We start from the raw sequence: 21,575 nt of genomic DNA on the forward strand, positions 1-21,575 counted from the left end.
CTCATTGCCCGGCCTGAGCGGTACGCTGCTCAGCGCCTGGGAACACGTTGCGTTTGCAGATTTTCGCTTCGACTTTCTGTGGCGCGGCACCTGCTTCAGGGCCCTGGATTTCGACGGCCAGCAGATTCTGCGAGGCCCAGTCTTCGTCCGTGCGCAACTCGAAGGCGAAACGCCCGTCGGTATCGGAGGTTTCCGGTTTTTCGATCTTGATGTCCTCGTGGCGACCGTTCATGTACCAGAGGGTGGCTTGCAGATTTTTCACCGACGGATCGGCGAAGCGAATGTCAACCTGGTGGCTGCGGTTTTGCAGATTCAGGTTCTTGCTGTTGACCATCAATTCGTTCTTGCCCGGTTTCAACGTGGTGCTGCCGGTCATCTGTGCATCCTTTCCTTCGCAACCGTTGTCCAGCAGCGCCATCATCTGGCGGTAGATGGTTTCCTGGTCGAGGCGATAGAGCGGCGAGAATTCCCAGATCAGAATCTTCGGCGGCTTGGTCTGGAACTCTTCGCTGCCCAGGTACTGCAGCATCGAACCTTCCAGGCCACCGCCGGGGAACGCCACGTTGAGGATGTCGGCGCCGATGGCCTCTTCGAGGAAACCGGCAAAGTTGTAGTTCTTGCCACTGTGGCTGGTGCCGACCAGGGTGACTTCCGGATTGCCGGAATCACTGAACAGATCGCCATCAGCTGCTTCGCCTTTCGGCTCGGTGGTGAACTGATCCATGTACTGGATCGCGTAGCTGGTGCCACAGAGTTGACCAGCCATGTTGTGTAACGTTCCGGTCTTGCCCATGCGACCCGACTTATGGCTCTCGAATTCGCGTTTCGGCACGTCGGCAAACGCCGGCATTTTCTTGATTTGCTCACCGACGATTTTCGCCGTGCGCTGGGCGCCATACGGCGTCCAGTGTTGGTCGCCTTGGAAGTAGAAATCGTGGGCTGGCAGGGTGTCAGGCAGCGACTCGTTGGTCAGCGGCGACAGGTCCGGCACGGTGTAGCCCATCTGCTCGAAACGGCCGAGCATGGTCTTGTAGTTCCTCAAGGCCTTGTCGAAATCGAACTTGGCCTTGTCTTCCGGCTTGAGCTTGTTGCGGTTCACCAGACCACGGGTCGGCTGGTAGACGATGACCAGTTCCACGCCTTTGCTCTTGAACGCATCGTGCAGTTCTTTCATGCGTTTGTAGCCGGCGGGGGTGGTGTCGAACTCGGTGCGCAAGTCTTCTTGCGTACGGAATAGCCAATCGCCCTGAGCCTGTACCAGCGTGGTGAAGTTCTGCTGGTAACGCGTGGTGTAGTTTTTCGCGTCGTGGGCTGCCGGGCACAGGTTGCAGCACGGTTCGGCGCTGAAAGCAGGTGCTTTGGCTTCATCGGCACGAGCGCCGGCGCTGGCCGCGAGAATGCCGACGGTCAGGGCCGACAGGCTGAGTAATTTGATCAAGTGTGAGTGCATAAAATTATCCTCAGTCCTGCATTTCGGTCTGGCGTTCGACAGGGTCGATCAGCACGGCTTTCTGCTGGCGCACCAGCAGGTCGAGAATTTCATCCTGGCGCTCGCCAAGAATTCCGTTGAAGCTGATGCCGCTGGATTTGGTCGGCGCGAGCATGGACACGCGATACAACTCGACGCTCAGCGGCGAGTCGATGGACAGCGGGCCGCTGCCGTTGCCGGCCAGTTCGCCACCGACGATGATCAGCGACACCTGGGCGTCGAACGGATCGAGCTTGATGTCACGGTCGGTGTCGCTCAGGTCCTTGATGTGCCCGTAGACACCGGTCAGGCCGTTGGCCATGGACAGGTTTTCGTAGAGGCGGATGTTCACGCTGTTACGAATCCGGATGCCGTGGCGCTTGTTGCTGATCACCTTGTTGCCCCACAGCAGGTTGTCGCCACTCTCGTAGAGGGTGATGCCGTCGGTGTGGTTCTTGTAGATCTCGTTGTAGGCGATCAGGTTGCTCACGCTGTTACGGTCGATCACCAGGCCCGACAACTTGTTGTCGTAGCTGCGGTTGTTGAAGATGAAGCTTTTGTTGACCTCACGGGAAATGATGATCCCGTGCTTCTTCTTGGTCCCGAACACAGTGTTGTCGGCAATGATCAGACCGTGTGAACGGTCATGCGGGTCGATGCCGTAGACGATGTTGTCTTTGTAGGTGTTGCCCTTGACCACAAAGTCGCGGGTTTCGTAGCAGTAGAAGCCGTACCACATGTCCGAGAACTCGGAGCCGACAATCCAGCCGGTCGGTTCAGGGCGCTTGAGCACCTTGGCCATGTTCGGCGTGTATTGGGAAATACTCACGCCGTAAGACTTACTGTTGGCATAACCGAAACTGGCGATCTTGCTGTTGGCGATGTAAGTCTCGGTGCCACCCCAGGACAACATGAACGGACGGAATTCCTTCGACGACTTGAACGTCGCCGGACCGTTTGCCTTCTCACTCCAACCGGTGATTTTGGTATCACGCACGAACAGCTGACCGTCGTTGACCAGGAACGAACCGGCCTCTTGGGACAGGCGCAGTTCCTGGGTCTGCTTGTCGATTTCCAGGATGCCTTTCTCACCCACCACGATCGGCAGCTTCGCCAGGAATACACCCGGCGAGGTTTCGCTGAAGTACTGCTTGGGTACTTTCTTGGCCAGATCCTTGAGGTTCATGTAGCCGTCGTCGATGAAAATCGCCTGTGGGATACCGTGCTGACGCACGACCCATTCGGCCATCTTGTTATCGCCGCCGATGAAGTCCTTCAGGGCGTTTTCCTGCATCATCCGGCGTACGCTGATTTTGCCGGGCTTGGTGCGCACGATTTTCGCGGCGATGGCTTCGGCGGTGTAGCCGGAGGTGTCCGGCAGTTTCGGCTTCGCCAGCTCCAGCGGCGCGGTCGGTGCGCTGCTGACGGTGTAGGTCTTGGCCTGTTGCAACCCTTTGGCAATGGTCGCCGGTTGGCCTTTTTGAACGGGAGCGGTTGGCTCTACCGTGGCGAAGGCTGCCGTGCTGGCCAGCAACATCGCGCCGGCCAGCAAGGTTATCGAGCCTCTCTTCGGACTGTTCATGTCAGGAACTCCCTTAGCGGTTCGCATCAGAAGCGCCAGATCACGTCGATAAACGCGCGGTGCATGTACGAGTCGACGCCTTTGCCATACGCATCGCCGGGCTTGAACACACCGCCACGCAACCGCACCAAGGCCGAAGGCTCATCGATCGACTGGCTCAAGGAGGCGGGCAGCAGGCCTTGCTTGAAGTACTTGGTGACGACCACGTCCATTTCCTGGCCGAGGTCTTTGTTGCCATCTTCCAGCGGCAGGGACGTGCTGGAGAGCACGGCGCCGGTCACGTCGTCGGTGTCGTTCTGGACGGCGTTGATGCCGTTGCTGCCGACCGGCTTGTTGCCGTCGACGCGCCAGAATTTGTGGTAGATCACACTGGCGTCGTATTCGTCGTTGAGCATCCACGAACCGAACAAGGTTGCGGACTGCATGTTGTTCGTTTCACCACGGAACGCTTCGCCGAAACGGTGAACCCGCGAGCGAGTACCGGTGTAGTTCGAACGGTTGCTTTGCAGGCCGTTCTGTTCGTAATCAGCGCTGGCACGGGCATAAGCTGCACCGACTTGCCATTGCGGATCGAGGCGCAGACGCACGCCCAGGTCAGTGGCCCAGCCATCGACGTTGCCACTGGTTTTGGCTTGTGCCGGTGCGGTGCCCTCGGCGGTCAGCGGGTTGACCGTGTCGCGGTCGCCACTCATGCCGGTGACGCTGCCCCAGTAGTTGACGGTGTTGGTGTTGCGCCAGTTGTAGGCATCGCTGTCGGCGGTGAGGCCGAGCCAGCTGATATCGCCATTCTCTTTCTTGTCCAGAGAATCGGCGGCAACGCCCGGAGTCGGGTAATCGAGCTTGCCGTCATCGTGGGTGTGGTGACCACGAATGCCGACCCAGTTGCCCGGGTTCCACTGGTACGCCGCATCGGCGTAAGCGTGCAGGCGATCCTTGTCCTTGGGCGCGAGTTCGGTGAGGTCGGTGCGGTACTCGCTGAAGCGCTCGGCAACACCGGCGTTGGCGCGCAACAGGGTGGTGTCGAAGGTCCAGTTCAGGGCTTCGATGTTGGTGTCGCGCCATTGGCCGTCGTCATTGCGCAGGCGCTGGCGACCGAGCTTGAGAATCTCGCCGGGGTAGGGCGTAAGGCCGCTGTAACCGACCCAGAACTCGCGCATCGCCAGGTAGTTTTTCTTGCTCTTGCGATCACCGTTGTCGGTGGCCTGGGTGCCGTCGCTGTCGGACTGTTGCAGGGTGTCCGTCTCGATGATGTCGGTGGACGTCACGGCCTGACCCATGGCGTAGCCGCTCCACGCGCCGCTCTCGCCGTAGATCCATGGACGCAGGTCGAGGCCGACGCCATTGACGTCGCCGCCGCTCGCCGTACCGAGGTCAGTGTCGTCTTCGGACTGGGCGGTGACTTTCACGTCAAGGCCGTAGTTCTTGCTTTCAGTCAGGGCCGCCAGGGTCGGGCACGACCACAGCAGGGCGAATGACAGGCCAATACCGGCCTTAACGAATGGATTCAACTTCATAGGGATTCCTCGCCGTCTTCTTCTTCCAGGGCATGCAGTTCCAGCGTGTTCTGGCTCAAGGCACCACGAACGGCCTGTTCTTGTTTCAACAGGCGTTGGGCCTCGGCGAGCTGGGCAGGCGGCAGTTGGGCTTCGAGTGTTTGCGCAAGCTCGGTGGCTTGCGGGGTGTTCTGGGCCTTGGCCAATTGGCTGAAGACATAAGCGTTAAGCGGGTCGGGCCGGGTGCCCTTGCCTTGGGAGAACAGTTGGGCAATGGCGAAGTCGGCGCTGTTCTGGCCGTTACGCGCAGCCTTGAGCAGGTGGTCCAGCGCTTTTTGCGAATAGACCTTGCCCAGGTAACCGCGACGGTAGATCTGGCCGAGGTAGTAATCGGCGGCCACTTCTCTGTCGACGGCTTTCTTGAAATGTTCTTCGGCGACCTTCGCGTCGGCCGGCACCATTTTGCCTTCGTAGTAGAGCTTGCCCAGCAACAGTTCGGCGCGCGGCTGGTCGGCGGCGCGGCCGTTGTCCAGGTACTTCATCATCGTGTCGACGTCACCCAGTTCGGGGAAGTCGTAGAGCAGTTGCGCCAGGCTGACCCAGGAAGCGGGGTAGCCGGGTGCGATGCCTTCGAGCAGCGACTGCGCGGTTTTCTCGTCGGTCGTGCCCAGGGATGCATCGCCCAGCACGCGAGCCACGCTGTCCACCCGCTGGGCGGAAACCGTGCCGCGAGCCTGAGCGGCTTGCATTTGCTTGATCAGCTCGGCCTGTTGCTCTGGCTGGGCTTTTTTCTGATAAACCGTGGCCAGTTCGACGTAGCAGATGTCGGTGGTGTTCAACGCGGCTTTGCAGATCGTTTCCACTTCGTCCAGATGCTGGTCGTAAGTGCCCTGGGTGCGATAGAGCAGCACTTGGGCCAGGCCCGCTTCCGGCTTGCCTTCGGCGCGCCATTGGCTGATCTGCTGTTGCGCGTTGACGTTCGGGAAACTGTGCGGGTATTGCAGGTACAACATCGCCAGCGGGATCAGGGTGTTGCCTTCGCCTGCGGCAGTGGCTTTCTTCAACAGGCCTTCAGCTTCGTGCTGTTCGGCTTCGGTTGAGCCGGGTTTGGCCACCAGCAGACGACCCAGGCGAGCCTGGGCCCGCGGCGAGACGCTGGCCGCAGCGCGATAAGTCGCCTCAGCTTTCTTGATCTGCGCCGGGTCACGGCTGTCGACCTGGATATCGGCGAGGCCAACCTGTGCTTCGCTGTAGCCCAGGTCTGCCAGTTGCTGGTAATTCTGCGCCGCCAGCGTGGTATCACCGCGCTTGAGGGCTTCGTTGGCCAGACGCTGGTCGGGCAGGCCGGCGCATCCGGCCAGGGCAATTGCCATGGCCAGAGTCAGCGGGACTGGCAGGATTCTGAGTGGGCTAGTCACGGGCATGTCCTCTTGTTTTTAACGACCGGCGGCCATGGCTTTATCGATCAGCCAGTTCAGGTTCGGACCACGAGTGCTGTTCACTTCAACCGGACGACCGGCGAATTTGCTGTCCAGCGGCTCGTCAGGCTTGATCAGCACGCGGATGTCGGACGACAGGTCGGCGCTTTTCAGGCTGGTGCTGCTGACGATCGTGCCGCTGCGGGTTTTGTCTTCGCCGGCGATCTGGAAGCTGACGGTGCTGCCTGGCAGCACGTCGCCGAACTGGCGATAGGAGAAGCGCGCTTCAACGTTGGCTTCGCTGTTACGCGGCACCAGTTGGAAGATTACGTCGCCCTTGCTGGCGTACTGGCCGTCGGCGACCATTTGCTGCGCCACGGTGCAATCGCACGGCGACGTCAGGGTGCCGGTCATTTGTTTGCCGAACAGCTCTTCAACCTTGGCCGGTTGCAGTTGGTTATCGTCCAGATGGCCCTTGAGTACGTCGAGCATGCTGGTGCTGAACGTCGCCAGCGGGGCGCCCTTGGCCGCAACGCCGTCGGTTTTCACCAGGCTCTGCACCGTGCCGTCGCGCGGCATGGTGATGTTCATGCCCGCCACGCTGACCAAACCGGCCTGGGCGTGGCTGACGAAGTACATGCCGTACACCGACTTGAAAATGAAGCCGAATGCTGTCAGACCGACGAGGAATATCGCGAAGCTGAAGGTCACGGCACGCAGACGACCGAACGGGGTCATGCCGTGGCCGTCATCCTTGACCTTGCGCGCCTTGGTGAAGTTGTCGCGTTGCAGGGTGGCCAGCACTTCACCCATGGTGACGATGTCGCCGGCCAGGTGAGAAGTGATCAGGTGGCGCAGGGTGGAAATGTCCTGAGATTCGAGGTTCTGGAACTGGCAACCGGTACGACCGGTTTCGCGGTCGTGGGAGCGCACCAGTAACTCGACGTCCATGGCCAGGCCGAGGTTATCGATAACGAACTGCAGGCGAGCCTTGTACACATCGCCGATCTTCAATGGCAGCGGACCGGCGTTGAAAGCCAGGCCGCCAGCGGAGAGGTCGATGACCCGAGCTTCGACCGGGGTCCGGTCAGGACCGAAGAAACGCAGCTTGGCCGGAATTTTTACTCGGGCGTGTTGGCGCTGGGCTTCTGATTCATGCACTACGTTGGCGTTGACGGCGGTATTCATATGGACGATTTCCTAGTTAATTCAGGCGAGTTCGGTCAGACCATCAGCAGCAGCACAGCAACAAAGATGCTGCCGGCGGAGAAGGTCATGGTCCGAGACGACCAAGTGTTGAACCAACCTTGAAAGCTGGCGAGATCACGGGTCAGGGAAGTGGGCTGGCGAGTCCAGGACTGTCGGTCGAGGCGGAAGAACACGTAGATCTTCACCAGCGCGCCAACGATCTGGTTGTAATAGAGAATCGCCGGGTAGGCCGGGCCGATCGTGTGACCGGACAACGACAGCAGCACGGTCAGGATCAGGCGGGTAATGCCGATCCACAGCAGGTAAACCAGGATGAACGCGGCGCCGTATTTGAAGGTGGCAATGAGCGCGACGGTCAGACCCAGCAGCGACGTCCACATCGACACACGCTGGTCGAACAGCACCACCGAAGTGAACAGGCCGAGACGTTTCATCCCCAGGCCCAAGGCGCGGGAGTTCTGCCGCAGGTTGTTGCCGTACCAGCGGAACATCAGTTTGCGACTGGCCTTGATGAAGCTTTTTTCCGGCGGATGTTCCACGGTGTGAATGGCGGCGTCCGGCACATAAAACGTGTCGTAGCCCAGGCGCATCAAGCTGAACCAGCTCGACTTGTCATCACCGGTGAGGAATTTGAAGCGACCCAGGCGCCAGTGTTGCAGCGAGTCGCTTTCCACGTCGGCGATGAAATCTGGGTTGGTCACCACAGTGGCGCGGAATACCGACATCCGCCCGGTCATGGTCAGCACGCGCTTGGACAGGGCCATCGAGCACATGTTGATGTGGCGCTGGGCGAAGCGCAGTTTGTGCCACTCGCTCATGATGTAGCCGCCGCGCACTTCGCAGAACTCGTTGGTGGTCAGGCCGCCGACATTGCCGAACAGCTGGAACCACGGCACGGTCTTGAGCACGACGCCTTCGGCGAGCACAGTGTCGCCATCGATCACTGCAACCACTGCGCGGTCGTCCGGCAGGTGGCGGGAGATGGCGCGGAAACCGTAGGCCAGGCCATCGCGCTTGCCGGTGCCGGGAATGCGCACGAAGTCGAGCTTTACGCGAGCCGGTGGGTTCATTTTGGCCCAAAGGCTTTTCACCAGCTTCTCATCGGACATTTCCACGATGGAGCAGACCATGGTGGTCGGCAGGCCGCAGTCGATCGCTTCGCGAATCACCGAGGCGTAGACCTGGGCGGTGGTCAGCGCGTCGATACGAAAACTGGTGACCATCAGAAACACATGGGACGGGTCTGCCGCTTTACCCAGCTTGCGCACTTTGCGCCGCAGGTGCGGGTAGACCACGTACAGAAACAGCATGCCGCGCAGAAAGTGCGTAGCACCCATCGAGTAGCGCCAGATACCGACGATACCGATCAGGAGGATGAAGTCCTTCGACTCGGCGTCGAACGTGGACGCAGGCAACGCCATGGCGATGCCCATCAAAATACTTAAGTAAAACAGCCAACCGGCGACCTGAAGTAGGCCGTGCTTTAGCCTGTGCATAATCTGCATCCGTCTCTATCTCGGGCGAGCCTGTGGGGTGGCCCGATGGGGTTAAGGCAGGCGAAAAAGCCGGGAGGGTTTGCTGGCGATGTGAGCCCCCGCAAACCCTCCCGATGCCGCTTGTTACCAGCAGATGCCTTCAGTCCGGCCACTCACGCTGGTGGCTTGGGACATGAAACCGACCAGGTCGATCACTTGCTTGCCGTGTGGAGCGTTCTGCGCCAGGGCGCGGAATTTCTCGTCACGGTTGCCGAGGATGATCACGTCGGAATTGTTGATCACGTCGTCGAAATTGGAATTGAGCAAGGACGAGACGTGAGGGATCTTCGACTCGATGTAATCCTTGTTCGCACCGTGGACACGGGCGTATTCGACGTTGGTGTCGTAGATGCTCAGGTCGTAGCCCTTGCCGATCAGCATTTCCGCCAGATCAACCAGCGGGCTTTCGCGCAGGTCGTCAGTACCGGCCTTGAAGCTCAGACCCAGCAGGGCGACTTTGCGTTTGCCGTGGCTGGTGACGATGTCGAAGGCGTTCTGCACCTGGGACTCGTTACTGCGCATCAACGAGTTGAGCAGCGGTGCTTCCACGTCCAGGGAGCCGGCGCGGTAGGTCAGGGCGCGAACGTCCTTCGGCAGGCAGGAACCGCCGAACGCGAAACCAGGGCGCATGTAGTACTGGGACAGGTTCAACGTCTTGTCCTGGCAGACCACTTCCATCACTTCGCGACCATCGACGCCGACGGCCTTGGCGATGTTGCCGATCTCGTTGGCGAAGGTCACCTTGGTGGCGTGCCACACGTTGCAGGTGTACTTGATCATCTCGGCCACTGCGATGTCCTTGCGGATGATCGGAGCGTCGAGTTCTTCGTACAGCGATTGCAGAACGTCACCCGAAGCTTTGTCGAACTCGCCGATGACGGTCATTGGCGGCAGGTCGTAGTCGGCGATCGCGGTGCTTTCACGCAGGAACTCAGGGTTCACCGCAACACCGAAGTCGACGCCGGCTTTCTTGCCGGAGCAGTCTTCGAGGATCGGGATCACTACGTTTGCCACAGTGCCTGGCAGTACGGTGCTGCGAACCACGATGGTGTGACGGGTGGTCTTGTCACGCAGGACAAAACCGATCTCGCGGCACACGGCTTCGATGTAGTTCAGTTCCAGATCGCCGTTCTTCTTGCTCGGCGTGCCGACGCAGATCATCGACAGGTCGGTGTCGCGAATCGCCTCGGCGAAGTTGGTCGTGCCGCGCAATTTGCCCGTCTCGATACCCTTCTGCAGAAGCTCGCCCAGACCCGGTTCAACGATCGGCGATTTACCGGCGTTGATCATATCGATTTTGTCTTTGGCAACATCGACGCCAACGACGTCATGGCCCCGTGCAGACAGGCAGCCGGCACATACTGCGCCGACGTAACCCAAACCAAATATGCTGATGCGCATCGCAATTACCTCTGTGTTTATCAAGCCATTACATGGCCGGAGTTAATGGTGTTCAGCGGTTATAGTGCACTCGGAAGTGCGCCTTAAAGGCGTCACAATGCCGCGTGCAGGCATATAAGTTCCGAGTGTCTAAATAAGTTCACTCAAGATGTGCGCAACTAGGCTTTTATTGTTATGGCGTGCCCTGTTATGCAGCTGATCTTCTAATCAGAAGACCTTCGTGCAAAGGTCTTGCGCGCTCAATGCCAGGCCAGAAGCCCGTAAATCAAGCGGTTGGGTGCTCAGGTGAGCACGTTTATAGGGGCGCAGCCTTGGCCTTGTAGGGGATATTTATGATGTTTATCTCCTGTCCTTCATGTGTTGCCCAAATCAGGGATCAGTAAGCAGAAGTTAATGTGACAACTTTGCTATGTGAATCTCTTCTCTGTGTAAGTTATCTCGTACAAGCTCAGAGAGAATGGTTACCGGTGGTATGAGCGACGCATTTGGACATAGTTCCTGTCCGTCCATCGCGAATTCTGAAATTTCTTGAAATATTGAAAAAGATGGCACTGCTTTCATATTGATAGCAACGCCTGTTTCGCCCTTGATACATAGGGTTATTGTCGGTTTAGATGGTTATTTGCCACTACTGATAAAAAAATTAAGTGCCACTACTGAAAAGAATCAACAAAGTCGAGTGAAGCTAAAGTTAGAAAATCGAGTGATTGATTTTTGACGTCAGTAGAGTGACGAATGGGGCGGGGAATTGTTGGACGATTGGACGTGGCGCACGACCCATTAATAAGGCGTGCGCCAACCGGGTGTTTACTCGGGGGCGTGATCGCGCAGGAACACCAGATTGTCCGGTTTAGACTGCTCGGCGCTATAGCGATAACCTTGTACGTCGAACTCTTTGAGGGCTTGCGGGTCGTTGATGCGCTCTTCAATGACGAAGCGAGTCATCATGCCGCGGGCCTTCTTCGCGTAGAAGCTGATGATCTTGTACTGGCCGTTCTTCAAATCCTTGAATTCGGTATTGATGATGCGCGCGTTCAGGGCGTTGCGTTTGACCGCCGAGAAGTACTCGTTGGAGGCCAGGTTAAGCAGCACGTCATCGCCTTGATCGGCCAGGGCTTCGTTCAGCCATTCGCTGATCCGTGTGCCCCAGAAGGCATACAAGTCCTTGCCACGGGCATTCGCCAGTTTGGTGCCCATCTCCAGTCGATACGGCTGCATCAGGTCCAGTGGGCGCAGCAGGCCGTACAGGCCGGACAACATGCGCAAGTGCTGCTGGGCGTAATCGAAATCGGCCTCGCTGAAGGTTTGAGCATTTAACCCGGTATAGACGTCGCCCTTGAATGCCAGCAGTGCCTGCTTGGCATTTTCCGGAGTGAACGCGGGCGTCCAGCTGCCGAAACGCGCGGCGTTGAGCCCGCCGATCTTGTCGGAGACGTGCATCAACTCGCTGATCTGCGCAGGGGCCAGCTCGCGCAATTGCAGGATCAGCTCCTGGGAATGGTCGAGGTATTGTGGCTGGGTGAAGCGCTGGGTCGCCGGCGGTGTTTCGTAATCGAGGGTCTTGGCGGGGGAAATCACCATCAGCATGAAGTCGTCTCCTTTAATCGTGGGGGCGATTCTAGGGGGTTGTCCGTGTTGACTCCAGCTATGAGCGTCATAGGTGATCGGTGGTGCCATGGAACAAGATCGCAGCCTCGCTCCGCTCGACAGTTCCTACTGTGCGCGTACATCTGGAGCTGTCGAGCGAAGCGAGGCTGCGATCTTTTGATCTTCCCGCGATATAGTGCCGCGCGGGTTTTGTTATGGAGACATCCCATTGCGTATCGTTTTTCTATTCTCGGCCTGGCTGTTGAGCTTTGGTGCCATGGCGGCGTCGGGCGATGTGGCGACGCTTGATCGCAGCACCTGGCCTGAACAGCTCAACAGCCCGACCCTGTTTGATGTGGCATCACGGGCCGAGATCCTCATGTTTTCTCGCGTCCTGTTGGCCAGCGAATCCCTGGATGAAGTGAGCCTTGCCCAGCGCCTGGGGTTGCGCACGGTCAATCTGGAATCGATCAACAACCTGCGCCAGCGCATGTGGCAGCGACTGCTGACCAACTACAACTACGCCCAGCAGAGCTGCGATCAGGATGCCTCCTTCTGTTTCCTGGTCGAGGACATGGACACCCTGCGCCAGCAAGCCGCCAAGTTTCAGGTCAGCGATGAGAGCTACTACATAAAGTGGGCCGAGCCGAGCCGACTGTTCCACGCCCAGTACCTGGACGAGCAATTGCGCAAGGCAGCGCTGTTTCCGCAAACCAGCAGCGAAGTCGATCGTTTTGGCGACTATGAGCGCAACGGCGATCAGATGCATGACCGGCTGTTTTTGCTGACTTTCGACAGTGCCGCCAATACCGCGCCGGATAACACCGCCTGGGCCACGGAATACCTGCGCAAGTCGAACATGAGCGGCACGTTCTTCGTCCTCGGCAAGGACATCCAGGCCCGTCTGGCCGATCGTTCGGTAGCCAGCCTGCAAGCGACGTACTCGAAGCAGTGCATTGGCGCGCAAGGCTGGGAGTTTCGCTCCCACAGCCACTGGCAGGACTGGCAGGACTCGGTGCGACGCAGCGTCGATCTGGTCAAAAGCAAACTGCCCGAGAACTACGTGCCATTGTTTCGGCCGCCCGATGGTCAGCGTCGGTCTGATGCTGAAGGATTCTTCAAATCCCAAGGCTTGCAGGTGGCGCTGTGGGATATCGATGCCCAGGACGGTGCCGGCAAGCTAAAAGCCAATCAGAGCGCGCAACGGGTGTTGAGCCTGATGCTGTTGTGGCGCCACGGGGTGATCAACTTCAACGTGAAGCAGGATGCGCTGAAAACGGCGATGCCCTGGCTCATCACGCAAACGGCGCAAAGCGGAATCGGCTGGGAAGACTGTCAGGACGCGTTTCGCTGAAAACGGCGAAAGGCCGTAAACATTGGGCGATGAGTGATTTTTGGCGAGAATTCGATGCAGGCGGACTTCCGACTTTAACGGGATGATGGCAATCCGCCTAGTGCTATTGGTCACTCTGAAAAATAAACTTCAAAAAAACGTCAAAGTACTTTTTTCTGTCACAGGTTTTGGAGTATTACGAAGACAGACCGCCGAAACCTGCAGACAGGTGGCGTCTTCCAAGACCCAGCTTGATGCAGTTCACTTGCGTCCGCTCTTTGTCGGTAGTGCGGGGTGAATTCGGTGGCCACTTCGAGGCGCAGCACTGTCACGGTATTGCGTCGACTGGCTCCCACAAAGGTGACCGAGTATGGATGATCACGGACGTAGTTCTTCCTCCAACCAGCCAATCCTTTATGTACTCGATACCAACGTATTGATTCACGATCCAAACGCCCTGCTTAACTTCGAAGAACATCACGTCGCCATCCCGATGACCGTGCTTGAGGAGCTCGACAAGCTCAAGAGCGGGCATCACAGCGTGGCTGCGGAATGCCGACAGGCGATTCGCCTGATCGACAAGACTTTGGGCGATGCCAGCCCCGAAGATGTCGAACTCGGTGTGCCGATCCAGCGCGGAAAGAGTGGGCCCAAGGGTTTGCTGTCAATTTTGATGAGCAAACGTGCCGAACCGAACATCATTCTGCCTGAGCACCTGAACGACAACATCATCATCAACCAGTTGATCGACCTGCACGCGCGCGAACCAAAGCTGCCCGTGGTGCTGGTCACCAAAGACATCAACATGCGCCTCAAGGCCCGGGCTTGCGGGATTGCGGCCGAGGACTACAGCACCGACCAACTGGTTGACGACGTGTCGCTGCTGCCCAACGGTTATCACAACATGACCGGCTCCTTCTGGGACCGTGTGAGGAATGTCGACACCCGTCAGGATCATGGCCGCACCTGGCACCAAGTGCAGTTGATCGACAACCTGCCGGCGGTGCACATCAACGAGTTCATCATCGACGAACAGGGTTTTGTCGGCTGGATCAAGGAGATCGAGGAAGACAAGCTGCTGATTCTCGACCTGCATCAGGAACCCCTGTTGCACCAGGAAGCCTGGGGCCTGAAACCGCGTGACATCTATCAAAGCCTGGCGCTGTACGCCTTGCTCGATCCGGATATCCACCTGGTCAACCTGACCGGGGCAGCAGGTTCCGGTAAAACCATCCTCGCACTGGCGGCGGCGATCGAGCAGACCATGGTCAGCAAACGTTATCGCCGGATCATCGCGACCCGTAGCGTGCAGGGCCTGGATCAGGAAATCGGTTTCCTGCCCGGCACTGAAGCGGAAAAAATGGAGCCTTGGCTGGGCGCCATCACCGACAACCTCGAAGCCTTGCACATGGATGACGAAAACACCCATGGCAGTGTCGATTACATCCTCAGCAAAGTGCCGTTGCAGTTCAAATCCCTCAACTACATTCGAGGCCGCAGCTTCCAGCAGAGTCTGATCCTGATCGATGAGTGCCAGAACCTCACGCCGCACCAGATGAAAACCATCATCACTCGTGCCGGCGCCGGTTCCAAAGTGGTGTGCCTGGGTAACCTGGCGCAGATCGACACCCCTTACCTGTCCGCGACCAGTTCCGGGCTGACGTACCTGACAGAGCGCTTCAAGGATTTCCCCAACGGTGTGCACATCACCCTGCAAGGGGTGCCACGTTCGATTCTGGCTGAATACGCCGAATCGCATTTGTAATCGCCTCAACAGAACCGGGCGGCCTGCGCAGGCCGCCCGGTTTTTTATGGCCGAAATTTGACCCACAGGTTTACAATCGGTGCTCCTGATCAGGAGTATCCCTGTGCTGACTCATCTCGATTCCCAAGGCCGCGCCAATATGGTCGACGTCACTGAAAAATCCGTGACGTTCCGTGAAGCAACGGCCCAAGCCCTCGTGCGCATGCTGCCCGAAACCCTGCAGATGATCGTCAGCGGCGGTCACCCCAAGGGTGATGTGTTCGCCGTGGCGCGTATCGCTGGCATTCAGGCCGCGAAGAAAACCAGCGATCTGATCCCTCTGTGCCATCCGCTGCTGCTCACCGGCGTCAAGGTCGAACTCAATGCCGAAGGCGACGACACCGTGCGCATCGTCGCGCGCTGCAAGTTGTCCGGGCAGACCGGCGTAGAGATGGAAGCCCTGACTGCCGCCAGCGTCGCGGCGCTGACTATCTACGACATGTGCAAAGCTGTGGATCGCGGCATGACCATCGAAAGCGTGCGCCTGCTGGAGAAACTCGGCGGCAAGAGCGGCCATTTCCAGGCGGATCAGCCATGAACCTCACCGTAAAGTTTTTTGCCCGTTACCGTGAAGCGCTCGGCGTGGACTCGGTGAAGGTTGAAGGTGATTTCGCTACGGTCGACGATGTGCGTGCGCTGCTGGCCCAGCGTGAGGGTGCCGATGTGCTGAGCGAACAGAACCTGATGTGCGCCCGCAACGAAGACCTGTGCCAGCTCGATGAGCCGGTGAGCGATGGCGATGAAGTGGCATTTTTCCCGACTGTGACCGGAGGCTGAGCCATGGCGATTCGCGTGCAATCCACGGCGTTCGATCCGGGTGCTGAAGTCAACGCCATGCACGCCGCCAATGTGGGCGTTGGGGCGGTGGTGAGTTTTGTCGGCTATGTTCGCGACTTCAATGACGGACTCGACGTCGCCGGGATGTTCCTTGAGCACTACCCGGGCATGACTGAAAAAGCCCTCGCCAAGATCGCCACAGAGGCCGAGCAGCGCTGGCCGCTGCTCAAACTTGAAGTGCTGCATCGCATCGGTGCCCTGGAACCGGGTGAGCCGATCGTCTTCGTCGGCGCCGCCAGCGCCCACCGCCAGGCCGCGTTCGATGCCTGCGCCTTTGTCATGGACTACCTGAAAACCCGCGCACCGTTCTGGAAGAAAGAAAACACCCCTGACGGGTCGCGTTGGGTTGAAGGGCGCGACAGTGATCATGCGGCGGCGGATCGCTGGAAGCAGTAAACAGCCAGTAAGTTCTTCATTGACTGTCAGTCCGCCTTGCTCGCGAAGAGGCCATCTGCATCACCCCATTTCCCACTGATTGACCTCCCGACCATCGGCGGCCACATCTTCAAGAACCCCGATTGACGGCCTATACATAAAAGTCCAGTATGGAATTATAAGTACAAAAAAGCGCTTCCCCGTTTCTGCTCATTCTTCTGTCTTGCCAAACCAACAACAACCCGCGAGAGAACGAACATGAAGAAATTCCCCCTCATCACCGGTCTGGCTCTGAGCCTGTTGGCGTGCAGCAGCCTGTCCGCCGCCGATAAAACCCTGCGCATCGGTATCGAAGCGGCTTATCCGCCGTTCGCGTCCAAAACCGATAAAGGTGAGATTGTCGGGTTCGACTACGACATCGGCAGTGCCCTGTGCGCGCAGATGAAGGTCAAGTGCGTTTGGGTCGAAGGTGAGTTCGACGGTCTGATTCCTTCCCTTAAAGTGAAGAAAATCGACATGGCGCTGTCGTCCATGACCATCAACGAAGACCGCAAGAAGTCGGTGGATTTCACCCACAAGTACTATTTCACCTCATCGCGTCTGGTGATGAAGGACGGTGCGGTCGTGGATGACCAGTACGCCAGCCTCAAGGGCAAGACTGTTGGTGTGCAGCGCGCCACCACTACCGACCGTTATGCCACTGAGGTTTTTGAACCGAAGGGTATCAACGTCAAGCGTTACGGCAACAACGAAGAGATCTACATGGATCTGGCTGCCGGTCGCCTCGATGCCATTTTTGCCGATACCATCCCGCTGAATGACTTCCTGACGATGCCGCGTGGAAAGGGTTATGCCTTTGTCGGGCCGGAGCTCAAGGATCCGAAATACGTGGGCGAGGGCGCCGGGATCGCGGTGCGCAAGGGCAACACTGAGTTGGTCTCCGAGCTGAACACGGCCATCGACGGCATTCGCGCCAGTGGCGAGTACCAGAAGATTTCAGAGAAGTACTTCAAGTCTGATATCTACGGCGATTGATCAATTGCTGGCGGGGGCTTTCTCACGAAAGCCTCTGCGCGGTTCCGATTCCTGAAAAACGCTTGAAAGTTAATCCCTTCTTAACCGGCTTGTCGTCTATTCCCCGATACCCCGATGTGCGCGCCGGACTCTCAAAGGTCAGGGCCAGCGTGTAGACTTCTGGGCAATCGATATTTAGAAGGGAAACGCAATGAGCGAGGAAACGATGCGGTTGGGCCGTGAACGGCGCTATCTGGTGTTGCTGGGCTTCATCTGCCTGGGGCTGATCGGTGGCGCGATGTACATGCAAATTGTTCTGGGCGAGGCGCCATGCCCGCTGTGCATCCTGCAACGTTATGCGTTGCTGCTGATTGCGCTCTTCGCGTTCATCGGCGCGGCCATGCGCACCCGGCGCAGCATCACGGTATTTGAAACCCTGGTGGTGATCTGCGCCATTGCAGGCGTCGGGGTGGCCGGGCATCACGTCTATACCCAGTTCTATCCGGCGGTCAGCTGCGGCATCGATGTACTGCAACCGATAGTCGACGGTTTGCCACTGGCGAAGATCTTCCCGCTGGGCTTCCAGGTCGACGGCTTCTGCTCCACGCCGTACCCGCCGATCCTCGGTCTGTCGCTTGCACAATGGGCGCTGCTAGCCTTTGTGCTGATCGTGGTGCTGGTGCCGCTGCTCACTTCGCGTAATCGCAAAGCCCTGCGCTGAAGTCATCCGCCGCATCGCTGCCACACAAAAAAAACGCCCCGGCCCTCGTTGAGGGGGTCGGGGCGTTTTGCATTTCAGGGCGCAGGTAAAATGACCTTGATGCGCGACAAGTATGGGTGCGGCACGTGTGCGACATGTTGTCACAGCGGGAGTGTCGCAAGGCATTACAGGGCGCCGAATTGGTACATGGCTACGCAACAAAATTGGCCTGTTTTAGCGTCTGGCAACTTCAGCCTCAAAAATCCGGAACAGGCAGTTTTAACAGGCCTTGGCGAATCGCCGAAGCCCTTGTCACATGGGGGTTTTGGCAGGGTCGAAGGAGGGCGCAGAGCCTTCGATACTGTCTGAACTGCCTGAGGTAGACCTACAATTTTTGGTGTTTTTGTTGAGAATGAATTTCGATACCATGGCGCACTTTTGCAAATACCGTTAATGATTGTTGCTGGAATGGATAAGAATTATTTCTGGATGAGACATGGTTTATAAAACGTTACATATCTACAATCGCCCGCACTGAATTCCCGGCACTGCTCATCCCTGAGCAGGAATAGGGCGTCGAGAGGCTCTTTGGCTTCATGCGACTCCCAGGTGTCGGTGCCTTCCAATTATCCGCACCAAATGGAATTGGTCTGTAACAAGGCCTTTGACCACGAATTCGAATAAGAACTCAACGCTAGCCCAGGATTTGTCGAACAGCGTCTGACGCGCGACGGGCAGCCACTTATTCAATCCAAGAAAAATGCCAACCCTTGGCAGGGCGAAGTGTTGGCGATCAAAACCCAACTGCATTGCGCAAGCTGCTTTAGAGGTCGTGAGATGAGTAAAAACAGGTACCCCAGACTACTAGGCTTATTGCCGCTGATCGGCACGTTGTTGCTGTCAGGCTGCAACATGACCTTGCTCGATCCCAAGGGCCAGGTCGGCCTGGACGAGCGAAACCTGATCATCACCGCAACGCTGCTGATGCTGTTGGTCGTGGTTCCGGTCATCGTCATGACCTTCCTGTTCGCCTGGAAATACCGCGCGTCCAACACCGACGCCGTCTACACGCCGAAATGGTCGCACTCCACCAAGATCGAAATCGCGGTGTGGGCTGTTCCAGTGCTGATCATCATTGCCCTGGGTTATGTCACCTACAAGTCGACCCACGCCTTGGATCCTTACAAGCCGCTGGAATCCGACGTCAAGCCGATCACCATTGAAGTAGTCGCGCTGGACTGGAAGTGGATGTTCATCTATCCAGAGCAAGGCATCGCCACCGTCAACAAGATCGTGTTCCCGGCGCACACGCCGATCAACTTCAAGGTGACTTCGGACTCCGTGATGAACTCGTTCTTCATCCCGGCCCTGGGCGGCCAGATCTACGCGATGGCCGGCATGCAGACCAAACTGCACCTGATCGCCAACCAGAACGCTGAAATGGACGGTATCTCCGCCAACTACAGCGGCGCTGGTTTCACCGGCATGAAATTCAAAGCTATCGCCACCTCTCAGGAAGATTTCGACGCCTGGGTCAGCGAAGTCAAAAAGGCACCTAAACAGCTTGAAAAAGCTGAATACGAAGCCCTTTCCAAGCCAAGCCAGAACAACCCAGTCGAGCTCTACTCCTCGGTCACGCCGAACCTGTTCCAGATCATCGTCGACAAGTACGAAGGCATGAAACCGGGCAAGCCGATGCACCACGAGAAGAAAGAGCACGAAATGGCCGCCATGGAAGGGATGGACATGAGTTCGCATTCAGCTGCCGGGGCAGAGGAGTAAACGATGTTTGGTAAATTAAGTTGGGAAGCGGTCCCGTTCCACGAACCGATCGTGATGATAACCATCGCCATGATCGCGCTCGGTGGTCTGGCGCTGTTCGCTGCAATCACCTATTTCAAGAAGTGGACCTATCTGTGGTCCGAGTGGCTGACCTCGGTCGACCACAAGAAAATCGGCGTGATGTACATCATCGTTGCCATGGTCATGCTGCTGCGCGGTTTTGCCGACGCCATCATGATGCGTACCCAGTTGGCCATGGCCACCGAGGGTTCGCCTGGCTACCTGCCGCCTGAACACTATGACCAGATCTTCACCGCTCACGGTGTGATCATGATCATCTTCATGGCGATGCCATTCTTCACAGGCTTAATGAACCTTGCAGTGCCGCTGCAGATCGGCGCGCGTGACGTGGCCTACCCGTTCCTGAACTCCCTGAGCTTCTGGCTGCTGGTGTCGGGCGTGGTGCTGATCAACCTGTCCCTGGGCGTCGGCGAATTCGCCAAGACCGGCTGGGTTGCCTATCCGCCGCTGTCGGGCCTGCAATACAGCCCGGGCGTGGGGATGGATTACTACATCTGGGCGCTACAGCTATCCGGGTTGGGTACGACGCTGACGGGGGTCAACTTCCTGGCCACCGTGCTGAAAATGCGTACCCCGGGCATGAAGCTGATGGACATGCCGATCTTCACCTGGACCTGCACCTGGGCCAACGTCCTGATCGTGGCCTCGTTCCCGATCCTGACCGCTACCCTGGCACTGCTGACGCTTGACCGTTACATGGATTTCCACATTTTCACCAATGAACTTGGTGGCAATCCGATGATGTACGTCAACCTGTTCTGGGCCTGGGGCCACCCCGAGGTTTACATCCTGATTCTGCCGGCGTTCGGGATCTTCTCCGAAGTCATCTCGACCTTCACCGGCAAGCGTCTGTTCGGCCACCACTCGATGGTCTACGCATCGGGCGCGATCTCGATCCTGGGCTTCATGGTCTGGCTGCACCACTTCTTCACCATGGGTTCGGGTGCCAGCGTCAACGCCTTCTTCGGTCTGGCGACGATGCTGATTTCGATCCCGACGGGGGTGAAGCTATTCAACTGGCTGTTCACCATTTACCAAGGGCGTCTGCGTTTCACCAGCCAGGTTCTGTGGACCCTGGGCTTCATGGTGACCTTCGCCATCGGCGGCATGACCGGCGTACTGCTGGCCATTCCGGGTGCGGACTTCGTCCTGCACAACAGCCTGTTCGTGATCGCTCACTTCCACAACGTGATCATCGGCGGCGCGGTATTCGGCTACATCGCAGGCTTCAGCTTCTACTTCCCTAAAGCGTTCGGCTTCAAGCTGCACGAAGGTTGGGGCAAGGCAGCGTTCTGGTTCTGGATCTCGGGCTTCTTCGTTGCGTTCATGCCGCTCTATGCACTGGGCTTCATGGGCATGACCCGTCGTCTGAACGCCACCACCAACCCTGAGTGGGTGCCGTACCTGTACGTCGCCATGTTCGGTGCGGTGATGATCGCGGTCGGTATCGCCTGCCAGCTGATTCAGCTGTACGTCAGCGTGCGTGATCGCAACAAGCCGGAAAACATGTGCGAACACGGTGACCCGTGGAATGCACACACCCTGGAATGGTCGACCTCGTCGCCACCTCCGTTCTACAACTTTGCCGTGCTGCCAAAAGCGGAAACCATTGATCCGTTCACCGAGGCCAAGGAAAACGGTACCGCGTACAAGGCTCCGGCCAAGTACGAACCGATCCACATGCCAAACAACACTGCGACCGGTGTGGTCATGGGTGCTCTGTTGACCGTGTTCGGTTTCGCGATGATCTGGCACATCTGGTGGTTGGCCATCGTTGGTCTGGTTGGCACCGTGGTCTACTTCGTGATCCACGCTGCACGTGATGATCAAGGCTACATGGTGCCGGTCGACGTGATCGAGCGCATCGAAGCCGAGCAGCACAAGCGTCTGGTAGCGGCCGGGAAAGTTCCAGCCACCGCCACCCGTGTTGAAACCTCGTTGGAACAGGCTTAAACC

17 protein-coding genes are annotated in these 21,575 nt (G+C 58.0%); 9 read left to right on the forward strand and 8 right to left on the reverse strand.

The window, feature by feature from the left end; genetic code table 11:
- Position 1: 1 nt before the first annotated feature.
- The 8 genes from QFW87_RS04895 to yaaA all read right to left on the reverse strand — a co-directional run bounded on the left by QFW87_RS04895 (position 2) and on the right by yaaA (position 11,693).
- Positions 2 to 1,450, reverse strand: coding sequence for an alginate O-acetyltransferase (locus tag QFW87_RS04895; protein ID WP_283189948.1), 1,449 nt, complete (start codon positions 1,448 to 1,450; stop codon positions 2 to 4).
- Positions 1,451 to 1,460: 10 nt separating this feature from the next.
- A complete protein-coding gene (gene algG / locus QFW87_RS04900) occupies positions 1,461 to 3,050 on the reverse strand; it encodes a mannuronan 5-epimerase AlgG (RefSeq protein ID WP_283183037.1) in 1,590 nt (529 codons plus the stop codon).
- A gap of 26 nt (positions 3,051 to 3,076) precedes the next feature.
- Entirely contained in the window at positions 3,077 to 4,564 is a 1,488-nt protein-coding gene (locus QFW87_RS04905; RefSeq protein WP_283183038.1) for an alginate export family protein, read from the reverse strand.
- Positions 4,561 to 5,967, reverse strand: a complete 1,407-nt coding sequence (gene algK, locus QFW87_RS04910) for an alginate biosynthesis TPR repeat lipoprotein AlgK (RefSeq protein WP_283183039.1) — start codon at positions 5,965 to 5,967, stop codon at positions 4,561 to 4,563. Before algK ends, QFW87_RS04905 begins: the two co-directional genes overlap by 4 nt.
- Before the next feature lie 12 nt (positions 5,968 to 5,979).
- The gene (locus tag QFW87_RS04915; RefSeq protein ID WP_283189949.1) at positions 5,980 to 7,149 is read right to left on the reverse strand and encodes an alginate biosynthesis protein Alg44; all 1,170 of its coding nucleotides are present in this window, start codon (positions 7,147 to 7,149) and stop codon (positions 5,980 to 5,982) included.
- A 35-nt stretch (positions 7,150 to 7,184) separates the two neighbouring features.
- Entirely contained in the window at positions 7,185 to 8,669 is a 1,485-nt protein-coding gene (gene alg8, locus QFW87_RS04920) for a mannuronan synthase (RefSeq protein WP_283184522.1), read from the reverse strand.
- Between the two features lie 120 nt (positions 8,670 to 8,789).
- Complete coding sequence (locus QFW87_RS04925) at positions 8,790 to 10,106, reverse strand: nucleotide sugar dehydrogenase (RefSeq protein ID WP_283183041.1); 1,317 nt, start codon at positions 10,104 to 10,106, stop codon at positions 8,790 to 8,792.
- Positions 10,107 to 10,913: 807 nt separating this feature from the next.
- The gene (gene yaaA / locus QFW87_RS04930; protein WP_283183042.1) at positions 10,914 to 11,693 is read right to left on the reverse strand and encodes a peroxide stress protein YaaA; all 780 of its coding nucleotides are present in this window, start codon (positions 11,691 to 11,693) and stop codon (positions 10,914 to 10,916) included.
- 229 nt (positions 11,694 to 11,922) lie between these two features.
- On the opposite strand from yaaA, the gene QFW87_RS04935 reads away from it, so the two are divergent.
- The 9 genes from QFW87_RS04935 to cyoB all read left to right on the forward strand — a co-directional run bounded on the left by QFW87_RS04935 (position 11,923) and on the right by cyoB (position 21,572).
- Positions 11,923 to 13,047, forward strand: a complete 1,125-nt coding sequence (locus tag QFW87_RS04935) for a polysaccharide deacetylase family protein (protein WP_283183043.1) — start codon at positions 11,923 to 11,925, stop codon at positions 13,045 to 13,047.
- Between the two features lie 349 nt (positions 13,048 to 13,396).
- Positions 13,397 to 14,791 carry a PhoH family protein gene (locus QFW87_RS04940; RefSeq protein WP_129438280.1) on the forward strand — a complete coding sequence of 465 codons (1,395 nt, stop codon included), beginning with the start codon at positions 13,397 to 13,399 and terminating at the stop codon, positions 14,789 to 14,791.
- A 103-nt stretch (positions 14,792 to 14,894) separates the two neighbouring features.
- Positions 14,895 to 15,368, forward strand: a complete 474-nt coding sequence (gene moaC / locus QFW87_RS04945) for a cyclic pyranopterin monophosphate synthase MoaC (protein WP_283189950.1) — start codon at positions 14,895 to 14,897, stop codon at positions 15,366 to 15,368.
- On the forward strand, positions 15,365 to 15,607 hold the full coding sequence (moaD, locus tag QFW87_RS04950; protein ID WP_283183044.1) for a molybdopterin converting factor subunit 1: 243 nt from the start codon (positions 15,365 to 15,367) through the stop codon (positions 15,605 to 15,607). The genes moaC and moaD overlap by 4 nt, the downstream gene beginning before the upstream one ends.
- 3 nt (positions 15,608 to 15,610) lie before the next feature.
- The gene (gene moaE / locus QFW87_RS04955; RefSeq protein ID WP_046045949.1) at positions 15,611 to 16,063 is read left to right on the forward strand and encodes a molybdopterin synthase catalytic subunit MoaE; all 453 of its coding nucleotides are present in this window, start codon (positions 15,611 to 15,613) and stop codon (positions 16,061 to 16,063) included.
- A gap of 237 nt (positions 16,064 to 16,300) precedes the next feature.
- Entirely contained in the window at positions 16,301 to 17,077 is a 777-nt protein-coding gene (locus QFW87_RS04960) for an ABC transporter substrate-binding protein (protein WP_283183045.1), read from the forward strand.
- Between the two features lie 190 nt (positions 17,078 to 17,267).
- Positions 17,268 to 17,777, forward strand: coding sequence for a disulfide bond formation protein B (locus tag QFW87_RS04965; RefSeq protein ID WP_283183046.1), 510 nt, complete (start codon positions 17,268 to 17,270; stop codon positions 17,775 to 17,777).
- 816 nt (positions 17,778 to 18,593) lie between these two features.
- Positions 18,594 to 19,538 (forward strand): ubiquinol oxidase subunit II, encoded by a 945-nt coding sequence (gene cyoA, locus QFW87_RS04970; RefSeq protein WP_283183047.1) that lies wholly within the window; start codon positions 18,594 to 18,596, stop codon positions 19,536 to 19,538.
- 3 nt (positions 19,539 to 19,541) lie between these two features.
- Entirely contained in the window at positions 19,542 to 21,572 is a 2,031-nt protein-coding gene (gene cyoB, locus QFW87_RS04975) for a cytochrome o ubiquinol oxidase subunit I (RefSeq protein ID WP_283183048.1), read from the forward strand.
- Positions 21,573 to 21,575 lie beyond the last annotated feature (3 nt).

The sequence above is a fragment of the Pseudomonas sp. PMCC200344 genome (genome assembly GCF_030053095.1).
In the GTDB taxonomy this organism is placed as follows: domain Bacteria; phylum Pseudomonadota; class Gammaproteobacteria; order Pseudomonadales; family Pseudomonadaceae; genus Aquipseudomonas; species Aquipseudomonas svalbardensis.